Consider the following 21919-nt stretch of genomic DNA (forward strand, 5'->3'; position numbering starts at 1 on the left):
GGACGAAAGGAATCATCGAACATGCAGTACCGCACGAAGATCGCAACCACCATCGCAGCGGGGGCGGCGGCGACGCTCGCCATCTCCGGCTGCTCCGCGGGCGCCTCGGATGAGACGCTCGAGAACGGCGACAAGCAGGCGGTGACCATCGCCGTGTTCAGCGGCTGGGACGAGGGCATCGCGGCCTCCGAGCTGTGGAAGGCCGTGCTCGAGGAGCAGGGCTACGACGTCACCCTCGAGGAGGCGGAGCCCGCCCCGGTGTTCTCCGGCCTCAGCACCGGTGACTACGACCTGACGCTCGACGTCTGGCTGCCGACGACCCACGCGAGCTACATCGAGAAGTTCGGTGACGACGTCGTCGACCTCGGCGCCTGGAACACCGACGCCAAGCTCACGATCGCCGTCAACGAGGACGCCCCCGTCGACTCGCTCGAGGACCTCGCGGCCAACGCGGACCTCTTCGACAGCCGCCTCGTCGGCATCGACCCCGGTGCCGGACTGACCGAGGCGACCCAGGACAAGGTCATCCCCGAGTACGGCCTCGACGACTGGGAGTTCCTGACCTCGGGCACCCCGGCGATGCTCTCGGAGCTGAAGGCCGCGACCGACGCCGGTGAGAACATCGCCGTCACGCTGTGGCGTCCGCACTGGGCCTACGACGCCTTCCCGATCAAGGACCTCGAGGACCCGAAGGGTGCTCTCGGCGATGCCGAAGGCATCCACAGCTTCGGCAAGGCCGACTTCGCGGACGAGTACCCGACGCTCGCCGGTTGGCTGAAGGACTTCGACTTCGACTCGGAGCGCCTGTTCTCGCTCGAGAACGCGATGTTCAACGAGGGTGACTCGAAGGACTACGCGCCGGTCGTCAAGCAGTGGATCAGCGACAACCAGGAGTACGTGGACTCGCTCACCAAGTAGCGGATCGACGAGACGGCGGGCACCGGAGCGATCCGGTGCCCGCCGTCTCGTGCGTCGGAGGGTCAGCTGCGGAGTCGGAGAAGACCGTCGACGGCCCGCTCCAACACCTCGACGCGTTTGCAGAACGCGAACCGGACCAGCGACGCGTAGTCCGGGTCGTGCCGGTCGAGGCAGAAGGCCGACAGCGGAACCGCCACGACCCCGGCGAGCTCGGGTAGTGCCCGGCAGAACGCCGCAGCATCGTGGAAGCCCAACGGTGCCGCATCGGCCACGATGAAATAGGTGCCGTCCGGTCGGAAGGTGTCGAAACCGGCGGCGGAGAGGCCCGCACTCAGGAGGTCCCGTTTGCCGCGCAGGCCGTCGGCGATGGCCGCGAACGAGGCGTCGGGCAGCCGGAGTCCGGTCGCCATCGCCGGCTGGAACGGTGCGCCGTTGACGTAACTGAGGTACTGCTTGACCGTCGAGACGGCCGAGACGAGTTCGCGGCGTCCGCTCAACCAGCCGATCTTCCAGCCGGTCGTGCTGAAGGTCTTGCCACCGGACGAGATCGTGAGTGTGCGTTCGGCGGCACCCGGCAGGGTCGCGATGGGGACGTGTCGGACGTCGAAGGTCAGGTGCTCGTAGACCTCGTCCGTCACGATGATCGCATCGTGACGCTCGGCCAATTCGGCGACCAGGTCGAGCGTCGCGCGGTCGAGGACGGTGCCGGTCGGGTTGTGCGGCGTGTTGACCAGGATGACCCTGGTCCGGTCGGTGACGGCGGTGCGGAGCTCGTCCGGGTCCGGCTGGAAGTCGGGCGCGCGCAGCTTGACCGTCCGGTGCCGGCCACCGGCGAGGGCTATGAGTCCGCCGTACGCGTCGTAGAACGGCTCGAAGGTCACGACCTCGTCGCCGTGCTCGACGAGCGCGAGCAGGGTCGCGGCGAGCGCCTCGGTCGCTCCGGCGGTGACGAGCACTTCTCCCTGCGGGTCGGGCTGGAGACCGTAGAACCGTCGCTGGTGCTCGCTGATCGCGGTGCGGAGGTCGAGGGTGCCCGGGCCGGGCGGGTACTGGTTCTCACCGCGCTCGATGGCCGCGACCGCCTCGGCGAGGACGGCCTCGGGCCCGTCCTCGTCGGGGAACCCCTGGCCGAGGTTGACGGCTCCGGTCCGCAGCGCGAGCGCGCTCATCTCCGCGAAGATCGTCGACGAGACGCGTCCGTCCTCGTCGACGAGGCCGGCGCCTGCTGCGGTGCGCCGCCAGGGTCCGTCAACCACCATGTCGATCTCCCTCCGTGGCCGCGGGCGCGGGCCGTTCCCAATCTAGGACACCATGCGCAGGTCCTTGCGGCGAAGCCCTAGCCGGCGCACAGCGCGCGCGAATGAAACACTCAGCTCAGCACGGGAAGCTGACTGCGCTTGGAAGGAGCAGAATCGCCATGACCGACACCGCAGACGGACAGCAGCCCGCCGAACACCCCCAGTCCACCCCGAACGGTGAGACCGCGCCGCAGTCCGCGCCCGCTGAGCAAGCGGGCGGCACCGTGCCTCCCGCGGGCGAGGCACGGCCGTCGACCTCAGGAGCGTACTTCCCGCCCCCGACCGCGATGCCGCCGGCCGGTCAGCCGACGCAGCAGCCGTACGGTGCTGCCCAGCAGGGCTCGCCGTACCAGCAGGTGCCGCAGCACCCGTCCGCGGCCTTCTCCCGTCAGCAGCAGCCGAACCCGTACGCCGCCTACCAGCAGCCCACCGGTCAGCAGCCCACGGCCCAGCCGCAGCCTGGTCAGCAGCACGGTCCCTACGGATCGTCCCCGTACGCCCAGCAGCCGACCGGGCAGCACCCCGGCGTCCCGACGCCGCCTGCAGCGCGGACGAAGAAGACCAACCGCCCGCTGGCCGGCATGGTCGCGATGCTCGCCGTCGGCGCCCTCATCGGAGGAGCGTCCGGCGCCGGGGCGACGCTCTGGGTCACGAACGCGACGAAGTCGAGCGTCTCGAGCAACGAGGCGGGCTCGAAGGCGTTCACCATCAACGACGACGCCGACGTCAGCCTGACCACGGCCATCGCCGCGACGGCCGGGCCGAGCGTCGTGACCCTCTCGGTCCAGGGTGGGCAGAGCGCCGGTACCGGCTCGGGGATCATCCTCAGCAAGGACGGTTACGTCCTGACGAACACGCACGTGGTGACCCTGGACGGCCAGGTCGCCGACCCGACCATCCGGGTCACCGATGCGAACGGCAAGCTGTACAACGCCAAGATCGTCGGCACGGACCCGATCTACGACCTCGCGGTCATCAAGCTCGAGGACGCCTCGGGTCTCAGCCCGATGGAGTTCGCGAACTCCGACAAGCTCAACGTCGGCGAGACGGCCGTCGCGATCGGTGCGCCGCTCGGGCTCGCCGGAACCGTCACCGACGGCATCGTCAGCGCGCTCAACCGGAGCATCACCGTCGCCTCCTCCGCCGTTCCGGACTCCGGATCGAGCGACGACGGCGGGTCCGGCGACTCGAACGGCGACAACCAGAGCCCGTGGAACTTCGACGTCCCCGGGCAGACCACCCCGACCGCGCCGACCTCCTCGATCTCCATCGCGGTCATCCAGACCGACGCGGCGATCAACCCCGGCAACTCGGGTGGCGCCCTCGTCGACGGCACCGGCAAGCTCATCGGTGTCAACGTCGCGATCGCGAGCGCCGGAAACACCGACTCGTCGTCGCAGAGCGGCAGCATCGGTGTCGGCTTCGCCATCCCGGCGAACATCGCCAAGCGCGTCTCGGACGAGATCATCAAGACGGGCAAGGCGACCCACGGGCTGCTCGGCGCGACGGTGAAGGACGCCTCGAGCGACGCCAAGAGCACGGTCGCGGGTGCGCTCATCGACAAGGTCACCGACAACGGCGCTGCGCAGGCCGCCGGTCTGAAGTCCGGGGACATCGTCACCGAGTTCAACGGCGTCCCGGTCACGGGTGCGAACGACCTGACCGCTCAGGTGCGGGCGCTCGCGGCGGGGGCGACGGCGAAGCTCACCTTCACCCGGGGCAACGACTCGCAGACCGCCGAGGTCACCCTCGGCGAACTCGCGCTCTGACAACCGGGGCACCATGCCCCGGAGGACGCCCGCACGGCCACCGTGCGGGCGTCCTCCGCGTCCGGGCGACCCCCGACGACCGGCTGCTAGGCTCGATCGAACGAAACACGGAGTGAACCCCCATGTCGAACGACACAGGCCAGGCCGATGCACCGTCGTCGCCCGGAGTCTCCTACGTGATGCCGGTGTTGAACGACGTCCGACACGTCCGAGCAGCCGTCGACAGCCTGCTGGCGCAGGACTACGCCGGCGACGTGGAGATCACGATCGCTGTCGGGCCGAGCATCGACGGCACGACCGAGCTCGTCCGAGAGCTCCAGGCCGCCGACCCGCGCATCCACGTGCTGGAGAACCGCGTCGGGTCGACCCCGGCCGGGCTCAACCTCGCGATCGCCGCGTCGACGCACCCGATCGTCATCCGGGTCGACGCCCACTCGGAGCTGCCCGACGACTACGCGCGACTCGCGGTCGAGACCATGCTCCGCACGGGGGCGCAGAACGTCGGCGGCATCATGGACGCCCAGGGGCGTACGAGCTTCGAGACGGCTGTGGCGCGGGCGTACGGCTCGCGCGTCGGACTCGGGGGCACACCCCACCACGTCGGCGGTCGAGAGGGGCCTGCCGACACCGTCTACCTCGGGGTCTTCGACCGCGAGATGCTCATGCGGGTGGGCATGTTCGACGAGCGCATCAAACGCGGACAGGACTGGGAGCTCAACCGCCGGATCAAGCAGGCCGGCGGCCTCGTCTGGTTCACGCCGGCGTTGCGCGTCGTCTACCGCCCGCGTGCGAGCATGCGCGCCCTGGCACGACAGTTCTTCTCCACCGGGCTCTGGCGCGGCGAGCTCAGCCGGAGCTTCCCCACCCGCGGCACGCTCCGTTACTTCGCGCCGCCGGTCCTGGTCCTCGGCATCGTGCTCGGCACGCTGCTCGGGCTCGGAGGCCTGGTCCAGCTGGGTGCGGGAGCGACGCCGTGGCTGCTCCTCGGCTTCGCGGCCCCCATCGCCTACGCGGCCATCGTGCTGCTCGCGAGCATCGTCGTCACCGGGCGGGACGGGGTACGGACGAGCCTCTGGATGCTCGCCGTCCTGCCGTGCATCCACTTCTGCTGGGGCACCGGGTTCGTGCTCGGCTACGGCTCGCTCGCGAAGGGCATCTCCGCGCTGCGCAATCCACCGAAGGCGGTCTAGATGTCGGATCCCAGCACGGCCGGAACCGGGCCGAGGCTCACGCCCCCGCGGACGATCGCCGAACTCCGTGCCGTGGCGCAACCGCCGGAGGTCCGTGCACGGAAGAACGCCGAGCACTGGACCGCCGACCTGTATCTGCGAGATCTGTCGCCGTACGTCACGTGGTTGCTGCTGCGCACGACCATCAGCGCGAACGGCGTGACGGGTCTGATGATCCTGACCGGCTGGGCGACCGCCGCCGCGCTCCTCATCCCCGGGTTCGGAGGTGCGGCCCTCGCGCTCGTCCTCGGCCAGACCCAGATGCTCGTCGACTGCTGCGACGGCGAGGTCGCGCGTTGGCGGCGGACGTCGAGTCCGGCCGGTGCCTTCCTGGACTCCGTCGGCCACTACTCCACCGAGTCGCTCATCGCGATCGCGCTCGGCATCCGTGCCGCCGCGTGGCCGGTCGATGCGCCCGAAGACCTCGTCTGGATCACCCTCGGATTCGCGCTCGCGCTGTTCGTCGTGCTCAACAAGGCGCTGAACGACATGGTGCGGGTCGCCCGCGCCGGGTTCGGGGCGCCGAAACTCACCTACTCGACCGAGGAGTCCGCGCCGCGCGGGGGACTGCTCGCGACCGCGCGGACGGTTGCGCGGTTCCTCCCGTTCCACCGCCTGTTCCACTCGGTGGAGCTCACCATGGTGATCTTCGCCGCTTCCGTGGTCGGCCTGTTCGTCGGCGATGTCGAGGCGATGCGCTGGGTGCTCGCGATCCTCGTACCGCTTGCGCTCCTGACGCTCGTCGGGCATTTCATCGCGATCGTCTCGTCGAAACGGCTCCACGCGTGATGTCCGGCCCGATCCCGGTCACGCGCTCCGTCGGCGTCGTGGTCTTGACGCAGGGGACCCGCCCGGTCGAGCTCACCGCAGCCGTGGAGAGCGTGCTCGCCCAGCAGGCGGTGGAGCTCGACGTGGTCGTGGTCGGCAACGGCTGGCAGCCGACCGGACTCCCGGACGGCGCTCGAGGCCTGGCCCTGTCGGAGAACCTCGGGATCCCCGCCGGACGCAACCGTGGTGCCGACGCCGTGCAGGGGGAGTTCGTCTTCTTCCTCGACGACGACGCGACCATCCCGTCCACCACGTTCCTCCGCGATGCCATCGCGATGCTCGACGCGGACCGCTCCATCGGCCTCATCCAGCCCCGGCTCTCCGACGCGGACGGTGCGGCGACGCCGTCCCGCTGGGTGCCGCGCACCCGCGACAAGGACCCACGGCATTCGAGCGCCGTGTTCTCCTGCCTCGAAGCGGCCGTCCTGCTGCCGCGGTCGGTGTTCGATGCCGTCGGTGGATGGGCCGATCCGTTCTTCTACGCGCATGAGGGCATCGAGCTCGCCTGGCGGGTCTGGGACCAGGGGAGGCGGGCCTGGTACGAGGCGTCCCTCGAAGCGAACCACCCGGTGACCGAACCGACGAGACACACGGCCTACTACCGGCTCAACGCGCGGAACCGGGTCTGGCTCGCGCGGCGGAACCTCCCGGTGCCGCTCATCCCGCTGTACGTGGGCTCCTGGACCGCGATCCAGGTCATCCGGTGGTGGCGGAAGCCGGAGGCGCTCCGCCCCTGGTTCGGTGGCTGGCGCGAGGGCTGGCGGACGGACCCCGGCGGACGTCGTCCACTGCGCTGGCGGACGGTCTGGCGGATGACGCGCGCAGGACGACCTCCCGTCATCTGAGCGGCGGGCACCCGTCGTGATCCCACCGTGATCTGGCGTCGTTACGCTTGACGGATGCTGGAGCTGACATGGGACTGATCAGGGACGGTCGTCGTGCCGTCACGCTCGCCAAGGACCTGCTCGCCAACCGTCGGGCCAGAGCCGTCCTCGCAGCGCAGATGCAGGCGGCTCCCGTGATCGAGCCGGGGCGCTACAAGGTGGCCGTGTACTTCGCAGACGGTGCCGTCAACATGTACCAGATCCGACAGTGGTACCGTCCGCTCGCCGAACTGTCGAAGCAGTGGCCCGTCCTCATCCTCAGCCGCGGCGCGACGGCGGCGGCGAAGCTGTTCGAGGAGTCGCCGATCCCGACGGCCTACGTCCGCACCGTCGTCGCCCTCGAACGTATGCTGGCCGAACAGGACATCCGCGTCGTGCTGTACGTCAACCAGAACGCCAAGAACTTCCAGATGTTCCGGTACGGCTCCCGCTGGCACGTCTTCGTCAACCATGGCGAGAGCGACAAGATGTACATGACCACGAACCAGTTCAAGGCCTACGATTACAGCCTCATCGCCGGCCAGGCGGCGAGGAACCGGCTGGAGCGGGTGCTCTGGGACTACGACTTCGACAAGCGTGCGATCATGATCGGTCGCCCACAGGCCGACCACTATTCGGGCGAGCTGCCCTACACGCCCGATGGGCGGACCGTGGTCCTGTACGCGCCCACCTGGGAGGGCGACCGCGCGGCTGCGGCGTACGGCTCGATCGCGAGCCACGGTGTGGCCCTCGTCCGAGCGCTCATCGCGACCGGGCGGCACCGTGTCGTGTACCGCCCGCACCCGAGGAGCGGTGTCGTCGATCCGGTCTACGCGAGCGCGAACCGCGAGATCATGGCCGCGCTCCAGGAGGCGAACCGTGCGGACGCCTCGGCCCAGCACGTCGTCGACACGGGTGCCGACCTCGGTTGGCAGCTGGCGGCGGCGGACGCGGCCATCGTCGACATCTCCGCGATGGTCTACGATCGCCTCGCGAGCGGGAAGCCGCTCATGATCACCCGCCCGGTGAACCCGGAGGCGGAGATCGACACCGGAGGGTACCTCTCGGCGTGCGAATGGCTCGACGCGTCGGACGCCGCGGACATCGTCGACGGGGTCGACCGGCTCCTCGGTGACCCCGAGACGGTCGCTCGGCTCCAGTACTGGGTCGAGTACTACTTCGGCGACACGACGCCAGGGGTGACGACGGCGAGGTTCCACAGCGCCATCGAACATCTGATGTCGGAATGGGAACGGTTCGCCCTCGCTCACGCTGACGGTCGACCGGAGCTCGACGAGCATGAGGACGACGAGGACGAAGACGAGGGCGACGACGAGGACCGCGCCTGAGGCGCCCCGAGCCGTTGAGTCCGCGCCCAGGAGAACCGCGTAGGGTCGGGCAGGTGAATCCGTCCTCCGGGCGACTGGCCTCCCTCGACGGAGTCCGTGGTGTCGCCAGCGTCGTCGTGGTGCTGTACCACGTGTCGTTGCTCGCACGACCCTTCGCGACGGGCCGGATCTCGGAGCCCGCCTGGGACATCGCGACCGAGACACCCTTGAAGCTGCTCTTCGCCGGCACCGAGGCGGTGCAGGTGTTCTTCGTCCTGAGCGGTCTCGTCGTCGCGCTCCCGCTGTTGCGAGGCGGCGCGAGCTGGCCGGGGTTCTTCGCCGCCCGATTCGTGCGGCTCTACCTCCCCGTCTGGGGATCGCTGCTGTTCGCCGCCGCACTCATCCTGCTCATTCCGAGGGATCCCGCCTCGGTGACCACCGGCGAGTGGATCGCGAACGCGAACGCGACGAGCGTCGACCCGCTACATCTCCTGACCGAGGCCACCCTGACGCCGGCGAGCTACACCCTGGTGAACACCCTGTGGTCGTTGCGCTGGGAGCTGATCTTCACCCTCCTCCTGCCGATCGCCGTCCTGCTGGCCCGACTCCTGCGCCGCTGGGCGTGGCCGGTCGCCGCACTGATGGCCGTGATCATGGTGCTCGGACGGGTCGCGGGCATGGACGCCGCCGTGTACCTGCCGGCGTTCTTCATCGGTACGTTGATCGCCGTCAGGCTCGACGACCTCCGCACCTGGGCCGCGGATCGGTCCCGCCCGCTGCAGTGGGCCACGCTGACGGCCGGGTCCGCACTCCTGCTCGTCGCGAGCTGGCTCTCCCGACCGTTCGTCGAGTCCTCCTCCGCCCTCGGTCAGGCGCTCTGGGGGCTGTCGGGCGTGGGAGCGGCCGGCCTCATCGTCGTCGCCATCGGAAGCCCGCTCGCCCGGAGACTCCTCGAGACACCGCCCGTCCTCTGGCTCGGGAAGGTGTCGTTCAGCTTGTACCTCGTGCACGCCCCGATCCTGGCCACGCTCGCCTTCATGTTCGGCGACGAGCGCTGGTGGCTGGTCGGCATCGTGGGCGTGCCGCTCAGTCTGCTGGTCGCCGCCGGATTCTTCCAGCTCGTCGAGCGTCCGTCCCATGGCCTGGCGCGCCGTGTCGGCCGAGGGGTGCAGACGGGGGTCGCGGCGGTGCGCTCCCGGATGCTCAGCCGACGCGAGGGACGAGCGCGTTCCGCTTCTTCCGGCGAGCGGCCGCGTGCAACTCCTGAGCCCACCGACGGGTGACGGCTTCGTCGTCGTACTGCTCCGCGGTCGTTCTGGCGTGGCGTCGCATCGCGTCGACCTCGGCCTCAGGAAGGGCGAGCAGGCGGTCGATGGCGGCCGACACGACGGCCGGTTCCGCGGACGGCACGATGAACCCGTTCCAACCGTCGCGGACGATGTCGGCCGGTCCGTAGGGGACGTCGACCACGATGGGAAGACACCCGGCCGCCATCGCCTCGATGAGCACGAGCGGGAAGCCCTCTGACGTCGACGTCATGACGAGGAACGAGCCCGACCCGAGCTGCTGCCGGGCGGAGCGGTCGTAGCCGTGGAGGACGACGCGGTGGTCCGGGTCTTCGGTGGTCAGGAGCGTCTGCAGTTCGTCGAGCAGCTCGCCGCCGCCGTAGACGTCGAGCGTCGGGGCAGGCCCATCCGTGGACGTGGCGGCGAGGACGGCGCGGATCGCGTGCGCCGGCCGCTTCCGGGCCGTGAGCGAGCCGAGGAACATCCCGCGGCTGCGAGGCCGAGGAGCGCGCGCGACCTCCGGTGCGACGAGTTCGCGCGAGTTCGGGATGACACTGAGCGAGGCGTGCTCACCGAGCATGGCCGTCACGTCCGCGAACTGCCGATCGCTGAGGAGCGCGACGAGGTCGAAGTCGTCGAGCGCCTCGAACACCGCTCGCCGCGACTCCCGCAGCCGACCGTGTGGCCGTTCCGTGCCCTGGAGGTGCGAGGCGTGCACGACGTGCGCGGTGACGACGTTGCGCTTCCGGTAGCTCAGGACGAACGGGGCGATCGTCTTGCTGTCGACGATCATCCAGGCCGGCCCGCCGGCTGTGAGCGCGTCGAACCAGGCGCGGTAGAGGGACCAGATGCGTCCCCAGGAGCGGACGGGGCGACCGTGGTCGTCGCAGAGGACGACCGAGCGGCCGCCCTTCACACCCCGTTCGCGCGTGTCGCGGCGGTCGGACAGGAGCAGGGTGCCGTCGGGTCGGTAGACGTCCACCTGCAGGATCTGACCTGCGTCGTCGTGTCGTTCGCGGCTGAGGACGGTGTCGCCCCGGCGTCGTTCCGTGCCGACGTCGTCGAGGGGGAGCGGGGTGAACCCGTGGCGGGCCAGGTCGAGGGACCCACCCGGCAGCGGGTTGTCGCGGAGCCATTCCCAGAGGTTGACGACCCGGAGGCCGTCGATCAGGTCTCCGCGCGTTCGCAGCCGTGCCTCCAACTCGGGGTAGTCCGGTCGGTGGTCGAAGGTGAGGACGTCGACCGGGGTGTCCGCCAGTCGGATGAACGCGCGGGAGCGCTGGAGCATCGCCTCGGTCATGCCGCCGAAATCGTCTGACAGGCCCCAGGTCACCGCGAAGTGGCGACCTTCCGGGAACGGCTTCTGGGGACGGCGCAGGAAGGGAAGTCTCACCCTCCGACGGTACGCGATGGACCTGGAGGGATGCCGCATCCCGGACGGCCCGCTCGGGAGCAGTCCGCAGCCCGCCTCAGGTGGTCAGGGGCGCTGCTCGGACCCGTCGCCGACGGCCGCATCGTCGCCTGATTCGATGGCGAGGTGCTTCCGGCGTCGGAACACCTGGTCGCGGATCTTGCCGAGGCCGGAGTGGCCGGAGACCGCCCGCATCCGCGGCTCGAGGTCGAGCGGGACGACGAACGGCGCCGGTCCGAACGCCTGGCGGGCGGCACGGACGACCTGTCGGCCGAGCATGTGGTTGCCGATCCCGCCGACGGCCGCTCCGACGCCGAAGGGGAGCGCCTTGCCGATGACGCCGGCGCCACCACTCGCGGCGAAGTGCTTCACGAAGCGCACCCGCAACTGGTCGGCGACCGGGCCGACGATCATCGACGGCAGGCCCTGGGTGATCGTCTGGCCCCAGAACGCCTGCCGCGGGATCCCCTTGCCGGCCGCTTGGGATCCGAAGTTGCGCAGGAGGTCGGTTCCGGCCTTGCCGAGCATCATGGTCATGACGAGCGCGCGGGACCGCATCGGATCCGCCAGGGCGATGCCGTGGACCTCGGTGACCGACTGCGCGAACAGGGCGGTCGCCTCGAGGAACCCCGCCGTCTCGACACCGGAGAGCGCGAGGGTCGTCGCCGTCCCGATCGCCGGGACCACGGCGGTCGCGCCGACGGCGGCTCCCGTCGTCGTCACGGTCGTGAGGTATCGGCGTTCCAGGACGCGGATGAGCTGGTCGGCTGTCGCGTTCGGGTACATCCGTCGGATCGACCGGATGTGCGCCACGACCACCGGGCGCTGGACCCAGAGCAGTCGATCGAGCGCCCGCACCCATCCCGGCTCGGGCAGGATGGGCTGCTGTGCTGCGGCGGTGGGGAACTGGGCGGGACCCGGAACGGGTCCCTGCTGCGGTCCGGTCATGACGACCTCCTCGTGGGCGGGGCGGCCAGTCTACGTCGACCCGCTGCGGGTCGACTGACGCTTGCTGGTGGGCCTCAGCTGTTGTAGTCGGCGTTGTACCGGTCGAGGACGTCGTCGATCGGGGCGTCGAGCACGAGCGCCCCCTTGTCGAGGTAGAGCCCCCTCGTGCAGAAGCGTCTGAGGTCCTTCTCGTTGTGCGAGACGAAGAACAGCGTCCGCCCGCCCTCGAGGAGTTCTTCGATGCGTCGGTAGCACTTCTCGCGGAACGCCCGGTCGCCGACGGCGAGGACCTCGTCGACGAGGATGATCGGCTCTTCGAGCTGCGCGATCACCGCGAAGGCGATGCGGACCTTCATCCCGCTGGAGAGGTGCTTGTACGGCGTGTCCACGAAGTCGGCGATCTCGGCGAACGCGATGATGTCGTCGAACCGTCCGTCGATCTCGCGGCGCGACATGCCGTGAAGGCCGGCCGTCAGGTACACGTTGTCGCGGACCGTCAGGTCGTTGACGAAGCCGCCGGTGATCTCGATGAGCGGCGCGACACCCTCGCGCACACCGATGGTGCCTTCGTCGGGCAGCACGACGCCCGCGACGAGCTTGAGCAGCGTCGACTTGCCTTGACCGTTCCGACCGACCACGCCGATCGCCTCGCCGGGAGCGACATCGAAGGAGACGTGGCGCAGGGGCCAGAACTCGCCCGGCTTCGAGCGACGGTCGCGACCGGCGAAGAGGTCTTTGAAACTCCGCCGACCGCCGCGGTTGCGCCGGAACCGGATGCCTGCGTCGGCGACCGAGATCGCCGGCCGACCGACCGTCGAGTTGCCTGTGGACATCAGATCTCCTTCAGCACGGAGCGCTCGCAGCGCTTGAAGACGAGGAGACCGACCGCGAGGATGACCGTCGACATGGCGGCGGACACTCCTACAAGGTGCCAGTTGAGCTCTTGCGGGAAGAACGCGGACCGGTACAGCGCGAAGATGCCGCTGAGCGGGTTGAACGCCGCGAAGGGTTCGATCCTGTCGGGCAGTGCCGTCGTGCTGTAGATGATCGGCGTCGCGTAGAACATGAACCGCAGGATGAGCTTGACGGCGCGCTCGAGATCGCGGAAGAACACGACGAGCGGAGCGACGATCAGGCAGAGCCCGATGGTCAGGACGGCTTGGATGACGATGGCGAACGGGAACAGCACGATGTCGAGGTTCACCTGCGCGCCACTGAAGATCGCGAAGGCCGCGAGGACCGGGAGCGCCGCGAGGAACTCGATGCCCTTCGACAGCACGATCCGGTTCACCCAGATGGTCCGGGGGATCGTCGTCGAACGCACGAGCTTCGCCTCGCGCAGGAAGGCGCGCGTGCTGTCGGACACCGATCCGGTGAACCACATCCACGGCAGCAGGGCGGCGAGGAGGAACACGATGTACGGTTCCTCGCCGACGTCGCGCCGGAACACCTGCGTGAAGACGAACCAGTAGATCCCGCTCATGACGAGGGGGTCGAGGATGGACCACACGTAGCCGAGCGCGCTCGTCGAGTAGCGCACACGCAGGTCTCGGACGGTCAGGATCCAGAGCGCGTGGCGATACCTCGCCGAACGCGACATCCTTGGCCGCGTTTCAGCAGAAGAACTCACGTGACCAACCTTATCGAGGCGACGCAGGAACGCCGCCCGCGACGCTCAGCGTCGGGACGGCGTTCGTGTGCGATGTGGACGGGACCCTCAGACGAAGAGGTTCGCGCGCTCGAGGTCCTCGGCGAAGTCGACCTCGACCGCGTAGAGGTCGGAGATGTCGACCGGCTCGACGAGCATGCCTTCGCGCTCGATGGCGAGCTCGATGCCGCGCTCGAAGTAGTCCTGGTCGCCGACCTTCGTCAGGTAGCGGTGCAGCATCGTCTTGTCCTGCGACGAGATGTAGTTGATGCCCACGGCCTCGCCCAGCCCGCCGACGACCGTCTTCGAGAGTTCCTTGATGTAGCCCTCGGCGCTCGTCGTGTACTTGACCTCTTCGTCGGACACCTTGGAGGTGTTGACGGTCACGAACGAACGGTCCTTCGCGATCATCGCGGCAGCGCGGTCGAGGACGGCGGGGTCGAAGACGACGTCGCCGTTCATCCAGAGCACGCCGCCGGCCTGCGACGCGGCGAGGGCGCGCATGAGGCTCTTCGAGGTGTTGGTCTGGTCGTATTGCTCGTTGTAGACGAAGGAGGCGTCGGGGAAGGCCTCGATGATGTGCTCGAGCTTGTAGCCGACGACGATCGTCACCTTGGCGCTCGCTCCGAACGCGTGGTGGATGTTGTCGAACTGCTGCTGCATGATGGTGCGGCCGTCGCTGAGCTCGGTCAGGGGCTTGGGGAGCGAGCGGCCGAGACGGCTGCCCATCCCTGCGGCAAGGATCACTACCTGGGTGGTCACGTTGTTCTCCTCAGTGTGGGTATGGAATCACGCGGTGCCACGATGCTGTGGACGATTCACCGAGGATTAACCAAGACGTGCATTGAAAGACACTCCGTTATGCCAAAATACAGGCTAGCCGCGGTGAACTCCGTCTGTCAGGGGTTCCCAGGGTCCGTTGTCGTTTTGTGATCGACCACCCGGCGTTTACACAGCTTGGGGGAGATGTGTCAACTGTTCATCCTGAGACTCCGCTGTCCGCTGCGGCCGCCGCTGTTGGTAGGTTTGCTTGGTGACTTCCACGACTCCGCCAGATCCCGCTCAGCAGCCCGCGCCTGCCGACGGCACGTCGACGAGTCCGGGCACGCCGAACCCCGCCGACGCCGCTGGTGCACCTGCGCCGACGATCGCCTCCGACGACCAGGCCGCTGCGGCGCCGACGGCTCCGAAGCGTGCACCCCGCTCGACGACGCCCCGGGCGTCCGGAACGGCGAAGGCCCCGGCGAAACGACCGACCACGCCACGCACGCGCACCACGTCGGCGAGCCAGACCTCGGGGGAGTCCGGAGACACGGCCACGCCGGCACCCAAGACGACCACGGCACGCTCGACGACCGCTCGGACCTCGGCGGCGAAGACCACGGCCACCAAATCGACGACGGCGCGCACCACCGCCGCGAAGCGCACGCCCGCGAAGTCGACTGCTGCAGCCGGTACTCCGGAATCCACGGAGTCCGCTGACACGACCAGCGCACCGAAGACGCCCAGATCGACGACGGCGCGCTCCACGGCCGCGAAGCCGGCGACCAAGGCCGCAGGCGCCAAGACGACCACCGCCCGGACCTCGACGACGAAGTCCACGACGGCACGGACGCCGGCCAAGCGCACACCGGCGCGCACCAGCGCCCCCAAGCAGACCGAACAGACGGCTGCCGCGGCGGCCGGCGTGCTCGACGAGGTCAGCGCGCCAGGATCGGTCGACCGGGCGACGACGTCGACGTCGGCCGAGCCGTCTTCCCCCGAGGCTGTCGACCGCGCCGCCGTCGACCAGCCTCGGCCCGCCGACACGCAGACCAGCGGCTCATCCGTTGCCGAGCAGGCTGGAGACGGTACGGCCCGGAAGACGACACCGACACCATCGGAGTCCGTGTCGCTGGCACCTTCGCAGGAGGAGGCCGCCGCTCCCGCAGCAGCCCCCAAGCGTCCTGTCGGCCGTTCCGCGTCGACCCCGTCGTCCGCCACCTCGTCGCCCGCCGCGTCGACGGCGCAGCGCGGTGAAACCGCCGACGACGGCGTACACCCCGTCGTCCTGTCGATCTCGGGACTCGTCAAACAGTTCGGCGACACGGTCGCGGTCGACGGCGTCGACCTCGAGGTCCGCCGCGGCTCCTTCTACGGCATCGTCGGCCCCAACGGCGCCGGCAAGACCACCACGCTGTCCATGGTCACGGGTCTCCTGCGTCCCGACGCGGGTTCCATCACCGTCCAGGGCATCGATGTCTGGCAGGATCCCGCCGAGGCCAAGCGCGCGATCGGTGTGCTGCCCGACCGGCTGCGGCTCTTCGACCGCCTGACCGGCAGCCAGCTCCTGTACTACTCCGGCGTCCTGCGGGGGCTCGACCCCGCGACCGTCAAGTCGCGGACCGCCGATCTGGCTCGTGCCTTCGGTCTCGACGACGCGCTCGGTCGTCTCGTCTCCGACTACTCGGCGGGCATGACGAAGAAGATCGCGCTGGCAGCCGCACTCATCCATTCGCCGCGGCTCCTCATCCTCGACGAGCCGTTCGAGTCGGTCGACCCGGTGTCCGCGGCGAACGTCATCGAAATCCTCCAGCGCTACGTCGCCAACGGCGGAACCGTCGTGCTCTCGAGCCACGGCATGGACTTCATCCAACGCGTGTGCGATCACGTGGCCATCATCGTGCAGGGCAAGGTGCTGGCCGCCGGGCCCGTCGACGAGGTGCGCGGAACGGGCACGCTCGAGGAGCGGTTCGTCGAGCTCGCCGGGGGCCGCAAGTCGGCAGAGGGAATGGAATGGTTGCACAGCTTCTCCGACTGAAACTGCAGCTGACGCTCAACGCGTTCCGCCGCAGCCCCTGGCGTCTGGTCGGGCTCGTCCTCGCGATCGCGGTCGGCGTGTGGATCGTGGTGCTCGCGAGCACCGGTCTCGTCGCGCTGCGTGGTGGCGATCCGGAGGTCACCCGCAACCTGCTCGTGCTGGCCGGGTCGGCCGTCGTGCTCGGATTCATCATCCTTCCGCTCGTGTTCGGTGTCGACGATCAGCTGGATCCTCGGGCGTTCTCCCTCTTCGGGCTGCCCAACCGCACCCTGTCGGCCGGCCTACTCGTGACAGCGCTCGTGTCGGTGCCGTCGCTCGTCCTCGCCGTCCTCGCGGCCTCGTCGGTGGTCACCTGGTCGCGGTCGCCGCTGCCCGCCGTCCTCGCCGTGGTCTCCGCGGTCCTCGGTGTGCTGCTCTGCGCGCTCCTGGCCCGGATCGCCACCTCGATCTCCGCGAGCCTCCTCTCGACGCGTCGCGCCAAGGAGGTCATGGGTGTCCTCGGGCTGGTGCTCATCATCGCGGTCGCCCCGGCGATCATCGCCCTCACCACCGTGGACTGGCAGCGCGACGGGTTCGCCGTCCTCGGCCGGGTCGCTGACATCCTCAGTTGGACCCCGCTCGGCGCCGTCTGGTCGTTCCCCGGTGATGCCGCACTCGGTGGCATCGCGCCGGCGATCGTCAAGCTGCTGCTCACCGCGGCGACCATCGCCCTGCTCTGGTTCGCCTGGCAGGCGTTCGTCGCCCGACTGCTCGTGGCGCCGGAACGCCTCGGGATGGGCCGCGACAGCACCGGTCTGGGCTGGTTCGACCTGCTCCCCGGTTCCCCGTCCGGCGCCATCGCCGCTCGCAGCATGACCTACTGGCTGCGCGACCCGCGGTACCTCGTCTCGCTCGTGATCATCCCGATCGCGCCCTTCATCTTCTTCGTGCCGATGCTCGTCGCCGGCATCCCGATGAACGTCCTCGCGCTCGTCCCGCTCCCGGTCGTGTGCTGGTTCCTCGGCTGGCTCCTGCACAACGACCTCGCCTTCGACTCGACCGCGGTCTGGTTGCACGTCGCCTCCGGGGTCCGCGGACGATCGGATCGGATCGGCCGGCTCTTCCCGGTGCTCCTCATCGGCATCCCGCTCATCGCGGTGGGATCGACCCTGAGCATCCTCTTCTACGGCGACTGGGACGCCCTGCCGTCGATGATCGGGGTGAGCACGTGCCTGTTGTTCAGTGGTGCCGGGATCGCGAGCTTCGTCTCGGCGCGGTTCCCGTATCCGACGTCGCTTCCCGGCGACAGCCCGTTCCAGCAGCCGCAGGTCCCGGGCAGTAGCGGGATGTCCGCGCAGTTCCTGAGCCTCCTCGGTACGGTGCTCCTCACGATCCCCGCCGGCTGGCTCGCCGTGCTCGGGCTCACCGGTGAGCCGAACTGGAACTTCGGGGCACTCGCGGTCGGCGTGGGCACCGGCGTCCTGGTGCTCGCGATCGGGATCCTCGCCGGAGGTCGCGTCTTCGACCGTCGCAGCCCCGAGATCGTCGGCTTCGCCAGCTCGCACTGACCCGACGTCGGCGGACGGATCGGCCCGCAGGAGACCCGGGTGCCGTCCGGCGGTACCATGGAGCCATGGCGCAGCATGACAGCACGAAGCAGCAGATGAGCACGATCGATCCCGGTGGCACGCCCGACGGTGGGAGCACGGCGATCATGGATCGTGAGCTCGAGGAGCTGATCGAGAGCGAGAACATCGAGCCCGGCGATCACGAGCGCTTCTCGCATTACGTCAAGAAGGAGAAGATCCTCGAATCGGCGTTGAGCGGCAAGCCGGTGAAGGCGCTCTGCGGCAAGAAGTGGACGCCGGGTCGCGACCCCGAGAAGTTCCCGATCTGCCCGTCCTGCAAGGAGATCTACGAGAAGCTGCTCCGCGACTGAGCGTGGAGCGCACCGCGGCCGATGCTGAGACGCGTCGCCGCGGTCAGCCCTCGAGGTAGACGGTCGGGAGTACGGGGTCGCCGCGGGTGAGGCTGACGGCCCGGGGCGGCAGTTCCGCCACCGCCTGTGTCCGGTGTTCCCTCGCCTGACGTGTCCCCGCGGCACCGAGGTACTGCTCGTCGACGAGCCCACCTTCGACGAGCTGGACCATCAGGGGGCGTTCCGAGGCGGCGTCTGCCGCGCCCTCGGGTTCGCCTGCCGGACCGTCACCGAGGTAGATGCGCTCCTCCCGAGCGACCCCGTGCCGGTCGTAGGCGCGCGCAGCGGTCTTGCGGCCACCGACGGTCGCCTTCTCGGCCGACTTCTTCGCGACGCTGATCCAGTCGCCCTGGTCGTCACGGTGCGCGACGAGCTTGTAGACCATGCCCATGGCGGGGGAGCCGGAGCCGGTGACCACGGAGGTGCCGACGCCGTAGGAGTCGACCGGAGACGCGGCCAGGGCGGCGACGGCGTGCTCGTCGAGGTCGTTCGTGACCGTGATGCGGGTCGACGTGGCGCCGAGCTCGTCCAGCAGGCGGCGGACCTGGTCGACGACGATCGGCAGATCGCCGGAGTCGATGCGCACGGCTCCCAGCTCCGGGCCGGCGAGGCGCACGCCGAGACGCACGGCCTCCTCGATGTCGTAGGTGTCGACGAGCAGCGTGGTCCCGGTGCCCATCGTGTCGATCTGGGCTCGGAAGGCGTCCTCTTCGGAGTCGTGCAGGAGGGTGAAGGAGTGCGCGGCCGTCCCCATCGTCGGGATGCCCCAGCTGCGTCCTGCTTCGAGGTTCGAGGTCGCGCTGAAGCCGGCGATGTACGCCGCCCGGGCCGCGGCGATGGCCGACCGTTCGCCCGTCCGGCGGGAACCCATCTCGGCGAGGGGGCGGCTGCCCGCCGCGGAGGTCATGCGCGCGGCGGCCGTGGCGACGGCGCTGTCGTAGTTGAACACGCTGAGTGCCAGGGTCTCGAGGATGACGGCTTCGGCGAACGTGCCCTCCACGACCAGGATCGGCGAACCGGGGAAGAAGACCTCGCCCTCGCGGTAGCCCCAGATCGAGCCCGAGAAGCGGTAGTCGGCGAGCCAGTCGAGGGCCGTCGTGCTGACGACGCCCTCCTCGCGCAGCCACTCGAGTTCCGACTCACCGAAGCGGAAGTGCTTGAGCAGTTCGAGGAACCGGCCCGTGCCGGCCACGACGCCGTAGCGGCGGCCACCGGAGAGGCGTCTGGCGAAGAGCTCGAACAGGCACTCCCGATCCGCGGTGCCGCGGTGGAGGGCGGCGTCCAGCATCGTGAGTTCGTATCGGTCGGTGAGGAGAGCTGAGGACTCGTGCACCCGTTCAGCCTAGCCGCGAGCGTGCCCGGAACGTGGTGATCGGTCGGTCCGCGACGTCCATCGGCAGGGGCGGTAGGCTGGGTCATCGTGAACGACGCACCCATCGGCATCTTCGACTCCGGCGTCGGCGGACTCACGGTGGCGAGAGCGGTCAGCGACCAGCTCCCCGCCGAGTCCGTGATCTACATCGGCGACACGGCCCACTCGCCCTACGGCCCGAAGCCCATCGCCGACGTGCGGCGCTACTCGCTCGAGGTCCTCGACTCGCTCGTCGACCAGGGCGTGAAGATGCTGGTGATCGCCTGCAACACCGCATCGGCTGCGATGCTCCGCGATGCCCGCGAACGCTACTCGGTCCCCGTGGTCGAGGTGATCCAGCCCGCTGTGCGGACCGCGGTCCGGAGCACGCGGAACGGGCGCATCGGCGTCATCGGGACCGAGGGCACGATCAACTCGCGGGCGTACCAGGACCTCTTCGAGGTCAATCCCGAGCTGACGGTGTTCGGCCAGGCCTGCCCTCGCTTCGTGGAGTTCGTGGAGGCCGGCGTCACGACCGGCCCCGACCTGCTCGAGGCCGCGGAGGAGTACCTGGCCCCGCTCCGGCACGCCGGCGTCGACACCGTCGTCCTCGGATGCACCCACTACCCCTTCCTCAAGGGCGCGATCAGCTACGTGATGGGCCCGCAGGTGTCGCTCGTCTCGAGCGACACCGAGACCGCGAACGACGTCTACCGCGTGCTCGTCACCCGTGACCTGCTGCGCGACAGCAGCGAACCGGCCACCCACCGGTACGAGGCCACCGGGAGCAGCGCCGACGACTTCATCGCCCTCGCCAACCGTCTGATGGGCCGGGAGATCTCCACCGTCTCGCTCGTCCAGACCGGCGTCATCGACCTTCCATCCCACCAGTTCGAGGAGCACATCCATGAGTGACATCGCGCGCGCCGACGGCCGCACCAACGACCAGCTGCGTCCCATCACGATCGAGCGCGGCTGGAGCGAGCAGGCCGAGGGCTCGGCACTCATCAGCTTCGGCCGGACGAAGGTGCTCTGCACGGCCTCGTTCACCAACGGCGTGCCGCGCTGGCTGAACGGCAAGGGTCGCGGCTGGGTCACCGCGGAGTACGCGATGCTGCCCCGTTCCACCAACGAGCGGATGGACCGTGAAGCGGTCAAGGGCAAGATCGGTGGTCGTACCCACGAGATCTCGCGACTCATCGGTCGGAGCCTCCGCGCCGTGATCGACACCAAGGCCCTCGGCGAGAACACGATCGTCATCGACTGCGACGTCCTGCAGGCGGACGGTGGCACCCGCACAGCGGCGATCACCGGCGCCTACGTCGCCCTCGCCGACGCGATCGAGTGGGCGCGCGGCAAGAAGTTCATCTCGCAGAAGGCGTCGCCCCTCACCGACAGCGTCTCGGCCGTCTCGGTCGGGATCATCGACGGCGTGCCCATGCTCGACCTGGCTTACGTCGAGGACGTGCGCGCCGAGACCGACATGAACGTCGTCGTCACCGGCGGCGGATCGTTCGTCGAGGTGCAGGGGACGGCCGAGGGTGCCCCGTTCGACCGTCGCGAGCTCGACTCCCTGCTCGACCTCGCCGTCGGGGGAGCGGCGTCACTCAAGGCCATCCAGTTCGAGGCCCTCGGACGCTGATGGGCGTCGAGATCGTCCTCGCGACGCACAACCAGCACAAGGTCGAGGAGTTCCAGCGGCTCGTCAGTCGCGACGTCCCCGGGATCACGGTCCTCGCCTACGACGGTCCGGAGCCCGTCGAGGACGGCACGACCTTCAGCGAGAACGCGTTGATCAAGGCGAGGGTCGCCGCCGCGCACACCGGTTCCATCGCGCTCGCCGACGACTCCGGCATCGGCGTCGAGATCCTGGGTGGATCGCCGGGTATCTTCTCGGCGCGCTGGGCCGGCTCGCAGCACGACTCGACCGCGAACCTCTCCCTCCTCCTCGATCAGCTGCGGGACGTGCACGAGGAGCATCGCGCCGCCTGGTTCGCCTGCCACCTCGCCCTCGTGGTACCACCGGGGATCGATGGGACGGAGCCGTTCGAGCACGTCGCCGTCGGCACCTGGCGCGGAGCCCTCGCGATGGAGCCGAGCGGGACGAACGGCTTCGGCTACGACCCGGCGTTCGTCCCGGACGGTGAGCGGCGGACGGCGGCGGAACTGTCACCGGCTGAGAAGAACGAGCTGAGCCACCGCGCGCTCGCCTTCCGGGCACTCGTCCCGGTGCTGCAGCGGCTCGTGCCCGAGGGGCCCGCGTCGACCGCCAGCTGAGCATGATA

General features: G+C 69.4%; 21 protein-coding genes. 13 read left to right on the forward strand and 8 right to left on the reverse strand.

Going from position 1 to position 21919, the window contains the following annotated elements; genetic code table 11:
- The first annotated feature begins 21 nt into the window (after positions 1-21).
- Complete coding sequence (locus QRN19_RS13780) at positions 22-918, forward strand: glycine betaine ABC transporter substrate-binding protein (protein ID WP_079705563.1); 897 nt, start codon at positions 22-24, stop codon at positions 916-918.
- Positions 919-980: 62 nt separating this feature from the next.
- On the opposite strand, the gene QRN19_RS13785 is transcribed toward QRN19_RS13780, so the two are convergent.
- Positions 981-2177 carry an aminotransferase class I/II-fold pyridoxal phosphate-dependent enzyme gene (locus tag QRN19_RS13785; protein ID WP_285027521.1) on the reverse strand — a complete coding sequence of 399 codons (1197 nt, stop codon included), beginning with the start codon at positions 2175-2177 and terminating at the stop codon, positions 981-983.
- A gap of 158 nt (positions 2178-2335) precedes the next feature.
- Here QRN19_RS13785 and QRN19_RS13790 point away from each other — a divergent pair, with 158 nt between their 5' ends.
- The 6 genes from QRN19_RS13790 to QRN19_RS13815 all read left to right on the forward strand — a co-directional run bounded on the left by QRN19_RS13790 (position 2336) and on the right by QRN19_RS13815 (position 9516).
- Positions 2336-3985: a S1C family serine protease gene (locus tag QRN19_RS13790; RefSeq protein ID WP_285027523.1), complete on the forward strand. Its 1650-nt coding sequence runs from the start codon at positions 2336-2338 to the stop codon at positions 3983-3985.
- A gap of 122 nt (positions 3986-4107) precedes the next feature.
- Positions 4108-5175 (forward strand): glycosyltransferase family 2 protein, encoded by a 1068-nt coding sequence (locus QRN19_RS13795; RefSeq protein ID WP_079705566.1) that lies wholly within the window; start codon positions 4108-4110, stop codon positions 5173-5175.
- Complete coding sequence (locus QRN19_RS13800) at positions 5176-6003, forward strand: CDP-alcohol phosphatidyltransferase family protein (RefSeq protein WP_285027524.1); 828 nt, start codon at positions 5176-5178, stop codon at positions 6001-6003.
- Complete coding sequence (locus QRN19_RS13805) at positions 6003-6887, forward strand: glycosyltransferase family 2 protein (protein ID WP_285027527.1); 885 nt, start codon at positions 6003-6005, stop codon at positions 6885-6887. Before QRN19_RS13800 ends, QRN19_RS13805 begins: the two co-directional genes overlap by 1 nt.
- A gap of 68 nt (positions 6888-6955) precedes the next feature.
- Positions 6956-8254: a CDP-glycerol glycerophosphotransferase family protein gene (locus QRN19_RS13810; protein ID WP_285027528.1), complete on the forward strand. Its 1299-nt coding sequence runs from the start codon at positions 6956-6958 to the stop codon at positions 8252-8254.
- A gap of 53 nt (positions 8255-8307) precedes the next feature.
- Positions 8308-9516: an acyltransferase family protein gene (locus QRN19_RS13815; protein WP_285027530.1), complete on the forward strand. Its 1209-nt coding sequence runs from the start codon at positions 8308-8310 to the stop codon at positions 9514-9516.
- On the opposite strand, the gene QRN19_RS13820 is transcribed toward QRN19_RS13815, so the two are convergent.
- From QRN19_RS13820 to QRN19_RS13845, 6 genes are all read right to left on the reverse strand, one after another.
- Entirely contained in the window at positions 9437-10912 is a 1476-nt protein-coding gene (locus tag QRN19_RS13820) for a glycosyltransferase (RefSeq protein WP_285027532.1), read from the reverse strand. The genes QRN19_RS13815 and QRN19_RS13820 overlap by 80 nt on opposite strands.
- 84 nt (positions 10913-10996) lie before the next feature.
- Positions 10997-11878, reverse strand: coding sequence for a hypothetical protein (locus tag QRN19_RS13825; RefSeq protein WP_285027533.1), 882 nt, complete (start codon positions 11876-11878; stop codon positions 10997-10999).
- 74 nt (positions 11879-11952) lie between these two features.
- Positions 11953-12711 carry an ABC transporter ATP-binding protein gene (locus QRN19_RS13830; protein ID WP_285027535.1) on the reverse strand — a complete coding sequence of 253 codons (759 nt, stop codon included), beginning with the start codon at positions 12709-12711 and terminating at the stop codon, positions 11953-11955.
- Positions 12711-13478 (reverse strand): ABC transporter permease, encoded by a 768-nt coding sequence (locus QRN19_RS13835; protein ID WP_285027537.1) that lies wholly within the window; start codon positions 13476-13478, stop codon positions 12711-12713. The genes QRN19_RS13830 and QRN19_RS13835 overlap by 1 nt, the downstream gene beginning before the upstream one ends.
- Positions 13479-13595: 117 nt before the next feature.
- Positions 13596-14288, reverse strand: a complete 693-nt coding sequence (locus QRN19_RS13840) for a phosphocholine cytidylyltransferase family protein (protein ID WP_064296200.1) — start codon at positions 14286-14288, stop codon at positions 13596-13598.
- A 300-nt stretch (positions 14289-14588) separates the two neighbouring features.
- Positions 14589-15335, reverse strand: coding sequence for a hypothetical protein (locus QRN19_RS13845; protein ID WP_285027540.1), 747 nt, complete (start codon positions 15333-15335; stop codon positions 14589-14591).
- A gap of 79 nt (positions 15336-15414) precedes the next feature.
- Here QRN19_RS13845 and QRN19_RS13850 point away from each other — a divergent pair, with 79 nt between their 5' ends.
- From QRN19_RS13850 to QRN19_RS13860, 3 genes are all read left to right on the forward strand, one after another.
- Positions 15415-16326, forward strand: a complete 912-nt coding sequence (locus QRN19_RS13850; RefSeq protein ID WP_285027541.1) for an ABC transporter ATP-binding protein — start codon at positions 15415-15417, stop codon at positions 16324-16326.
- Positions 16302-17873: a hypothetical protein gene (locus QRN19_RS13855; RefSeq protein ID WP_285027543.1), complete on the forward strand. Its 1572-nt coding sequence runs from the start codon at positions 16302-16304 to the stop codon at positions 17871-17873. Before QRN19_RS13850 ends, QRN19_RS13855 begins: the two co-directional genes overlap by 25 nt.
- A 95-nt stretch (positions 17874-17968) precedes the next feature.
- Positions 17969-18244, forward strand: coding sequence for a DUF3039 domain-containing protein (locus QRN19_RS13860; protein ID WP_086473833.1), 276 nt, complete (start codon positions 17969-17971; stop codon positions 18242-18244).
- A gap of 43 nt (positions 18245-18287) precedes the next feature.
- Here QRN19_RS13860 and QRN19_RS13865 read toward each other — a convergent pair whose 3' ends face one another.
- Positions 18288-19616 (reverse strand): nicotinate phosphoribosyltransferase, encoded by a 1329-nt coding sequence (locus QRN19_RS13865; protein ID WP_285027545.1) that lies wholly within the window; start codon positions 19614-19616, stop codon positions 18288-18290.
- Positions 19617-19703: 87 nt separating this feature from the next.
- Between QRN19_RS13865 and murI the strand changes: the two genes are divergently transcribed.
- From murI to rdgB, 3 genes are read left to right on the forward strand one after another with little or no spacing between them, the layout of a single operon-like run.
- The gene (gene murI, locus QRN19_RS13870; protein ID WP_071260977.1) at positions 19704-20549 is read left to right on the forward strand and encodes a glutamate racemase; all 846 of its coding nucleotides are present in this window, start codon (positions 19704-19706) and stop codon (positions 20547-20549) included.
- Positions 20542-21276: a ribonuclease PH gene (gene rph / locus QRN19_RS13875; protein WP_064296204.1), complete on the forward strand. Its 735-nt coding sequence runs from the start codon at positions 20542-20544 to the stop codon at positions 21274-21276. Before murI ends, rph begins: the two co-directional genes overlap by 8 nt.
- The gene (rdgB, locus tag QRN19_RS13880) at positions 21276-21911 is read left to right on the forward strand and encodes an RdgB/HAM1 family non-canonical purine NTP pyrophosphatase (protein ID WP_285027547.1); all 636 of its coding nucleotides are present in this window, start codon (positions 21276-21278) and stop codon (positions 21909-21911) included. Before rph ends, rdgB begins: the two co-directional genes overlap by 1 nt.
- The last annotated feature ends 8 nt before the right edge of the window (positions 21912-21919 follow it).

The sequence above is a fragment of the Plantibacter sp. ME-Dv--P-122b genome, assembly GCF_030209375.1.
Lineage (GTDB): Bacteria > Actinomycetota > Actinomycetes > Actinomycetales > Microbacteriaceae > Plantibacter.

Bases quoted from the DNA above. Each gene is read 5' to 3' on its own strand.
- QRN19_RS13780 (WP_079705563.1), top strand. From the start codon at position 22: ATGCAGTACCGCACGAAGATCGCAACCACCATCGCAGCGGGGGCGGCG.
- QRN19_RS13785 (WP_285027521.1), bottom strand. From the start codon at position 2,177: ATGGTGGTTGACGGACCCTGGCGGCGCACCGCAGCAGGCGCCGGCCTC.
- QRN19_RS13790 (WP_285027523.1), top strand. From the start codon at position 2,336: ATGACCGACACCGCAGACGGACAGCAGCCCGCCGAACACCCCCAGTCC.
- QRN19_RS13795 (WP_079705566.1), top strand. From the start codon at position 4,108: ATGTCGAACGACACAGGCCAGGCCGATGCACCGTCGTCGCCCGGAGTC.
- QRN19_RS13800 (WP_285027524.1), top strand. From the start codon at position 5,176: ATGTCGGATCCCAGCACGGCCGGAACCGGGCCGAGGCTCACGCCCCCG.
- QRN19_RS13805 (WP_285027527.1), top strand. From the start codon at position 6,003: ATGTCCGGCCCGATCCCGGTCACGCGCTCCGTCGGCGTCGTGGTCTTG.
- QRN19_RS13810 (WP_285027528.1), top strand. From the start codon at position 6,956: ATGGGACTGATCAGGGACGGTCGTCGTGCCGTCACGCTCGCCAAGGAC.
- QRN19_RS13825 (WP_285027533.1), bottom strand. From the start codon at position 11,878: ATGACCGGACCGCAGCAGGGACCCGTTCCGGGTCCCGCCCAGTTCCCC.
- QRN19_RS13830 (WP_285027535.1), bottom strand. From the start codon at position 12,711: ATGTCCACAGGCAACTCGACGGTCGGTCGGCCGGCGATCTCGGTCGCC.
- QRN19_RS13835 (WP_285027537.1), bottom strand. From the start codon at position 13,478: ATGTCGCGTTCGGCGAGGTATCGCCACGCGCTCTGGATCCTGACCGTC.
- QRN19_RS13855 (WP_285027543.1), top strand. From the start codon at position 16,302: ATGGTTGCACAGCTTCTCCGACTGAAACTGCAGCTGACGCTCAACGCG.
- QRN19_RS13860 (WP_086473833.1), top strand. From the start codon at position 17,969: ATGAGCACGATCGATCCCGGTGGCACGCCCGACGGTGGGAGCACGGCG.
- rph (WP_064296204.1), top strand. From the start codon at position 20,542: ATGAGTGACATCGCGCGCGCCGACGGCCGCACCAACGACCAGCTGCGT.
- rdgB (WP_285027547.1), top strand. From the start codon at position 21,276: ATGGGCGTCGAGATCGTCCTCGCGACGCACAACCAGCACAAGGTCGAG.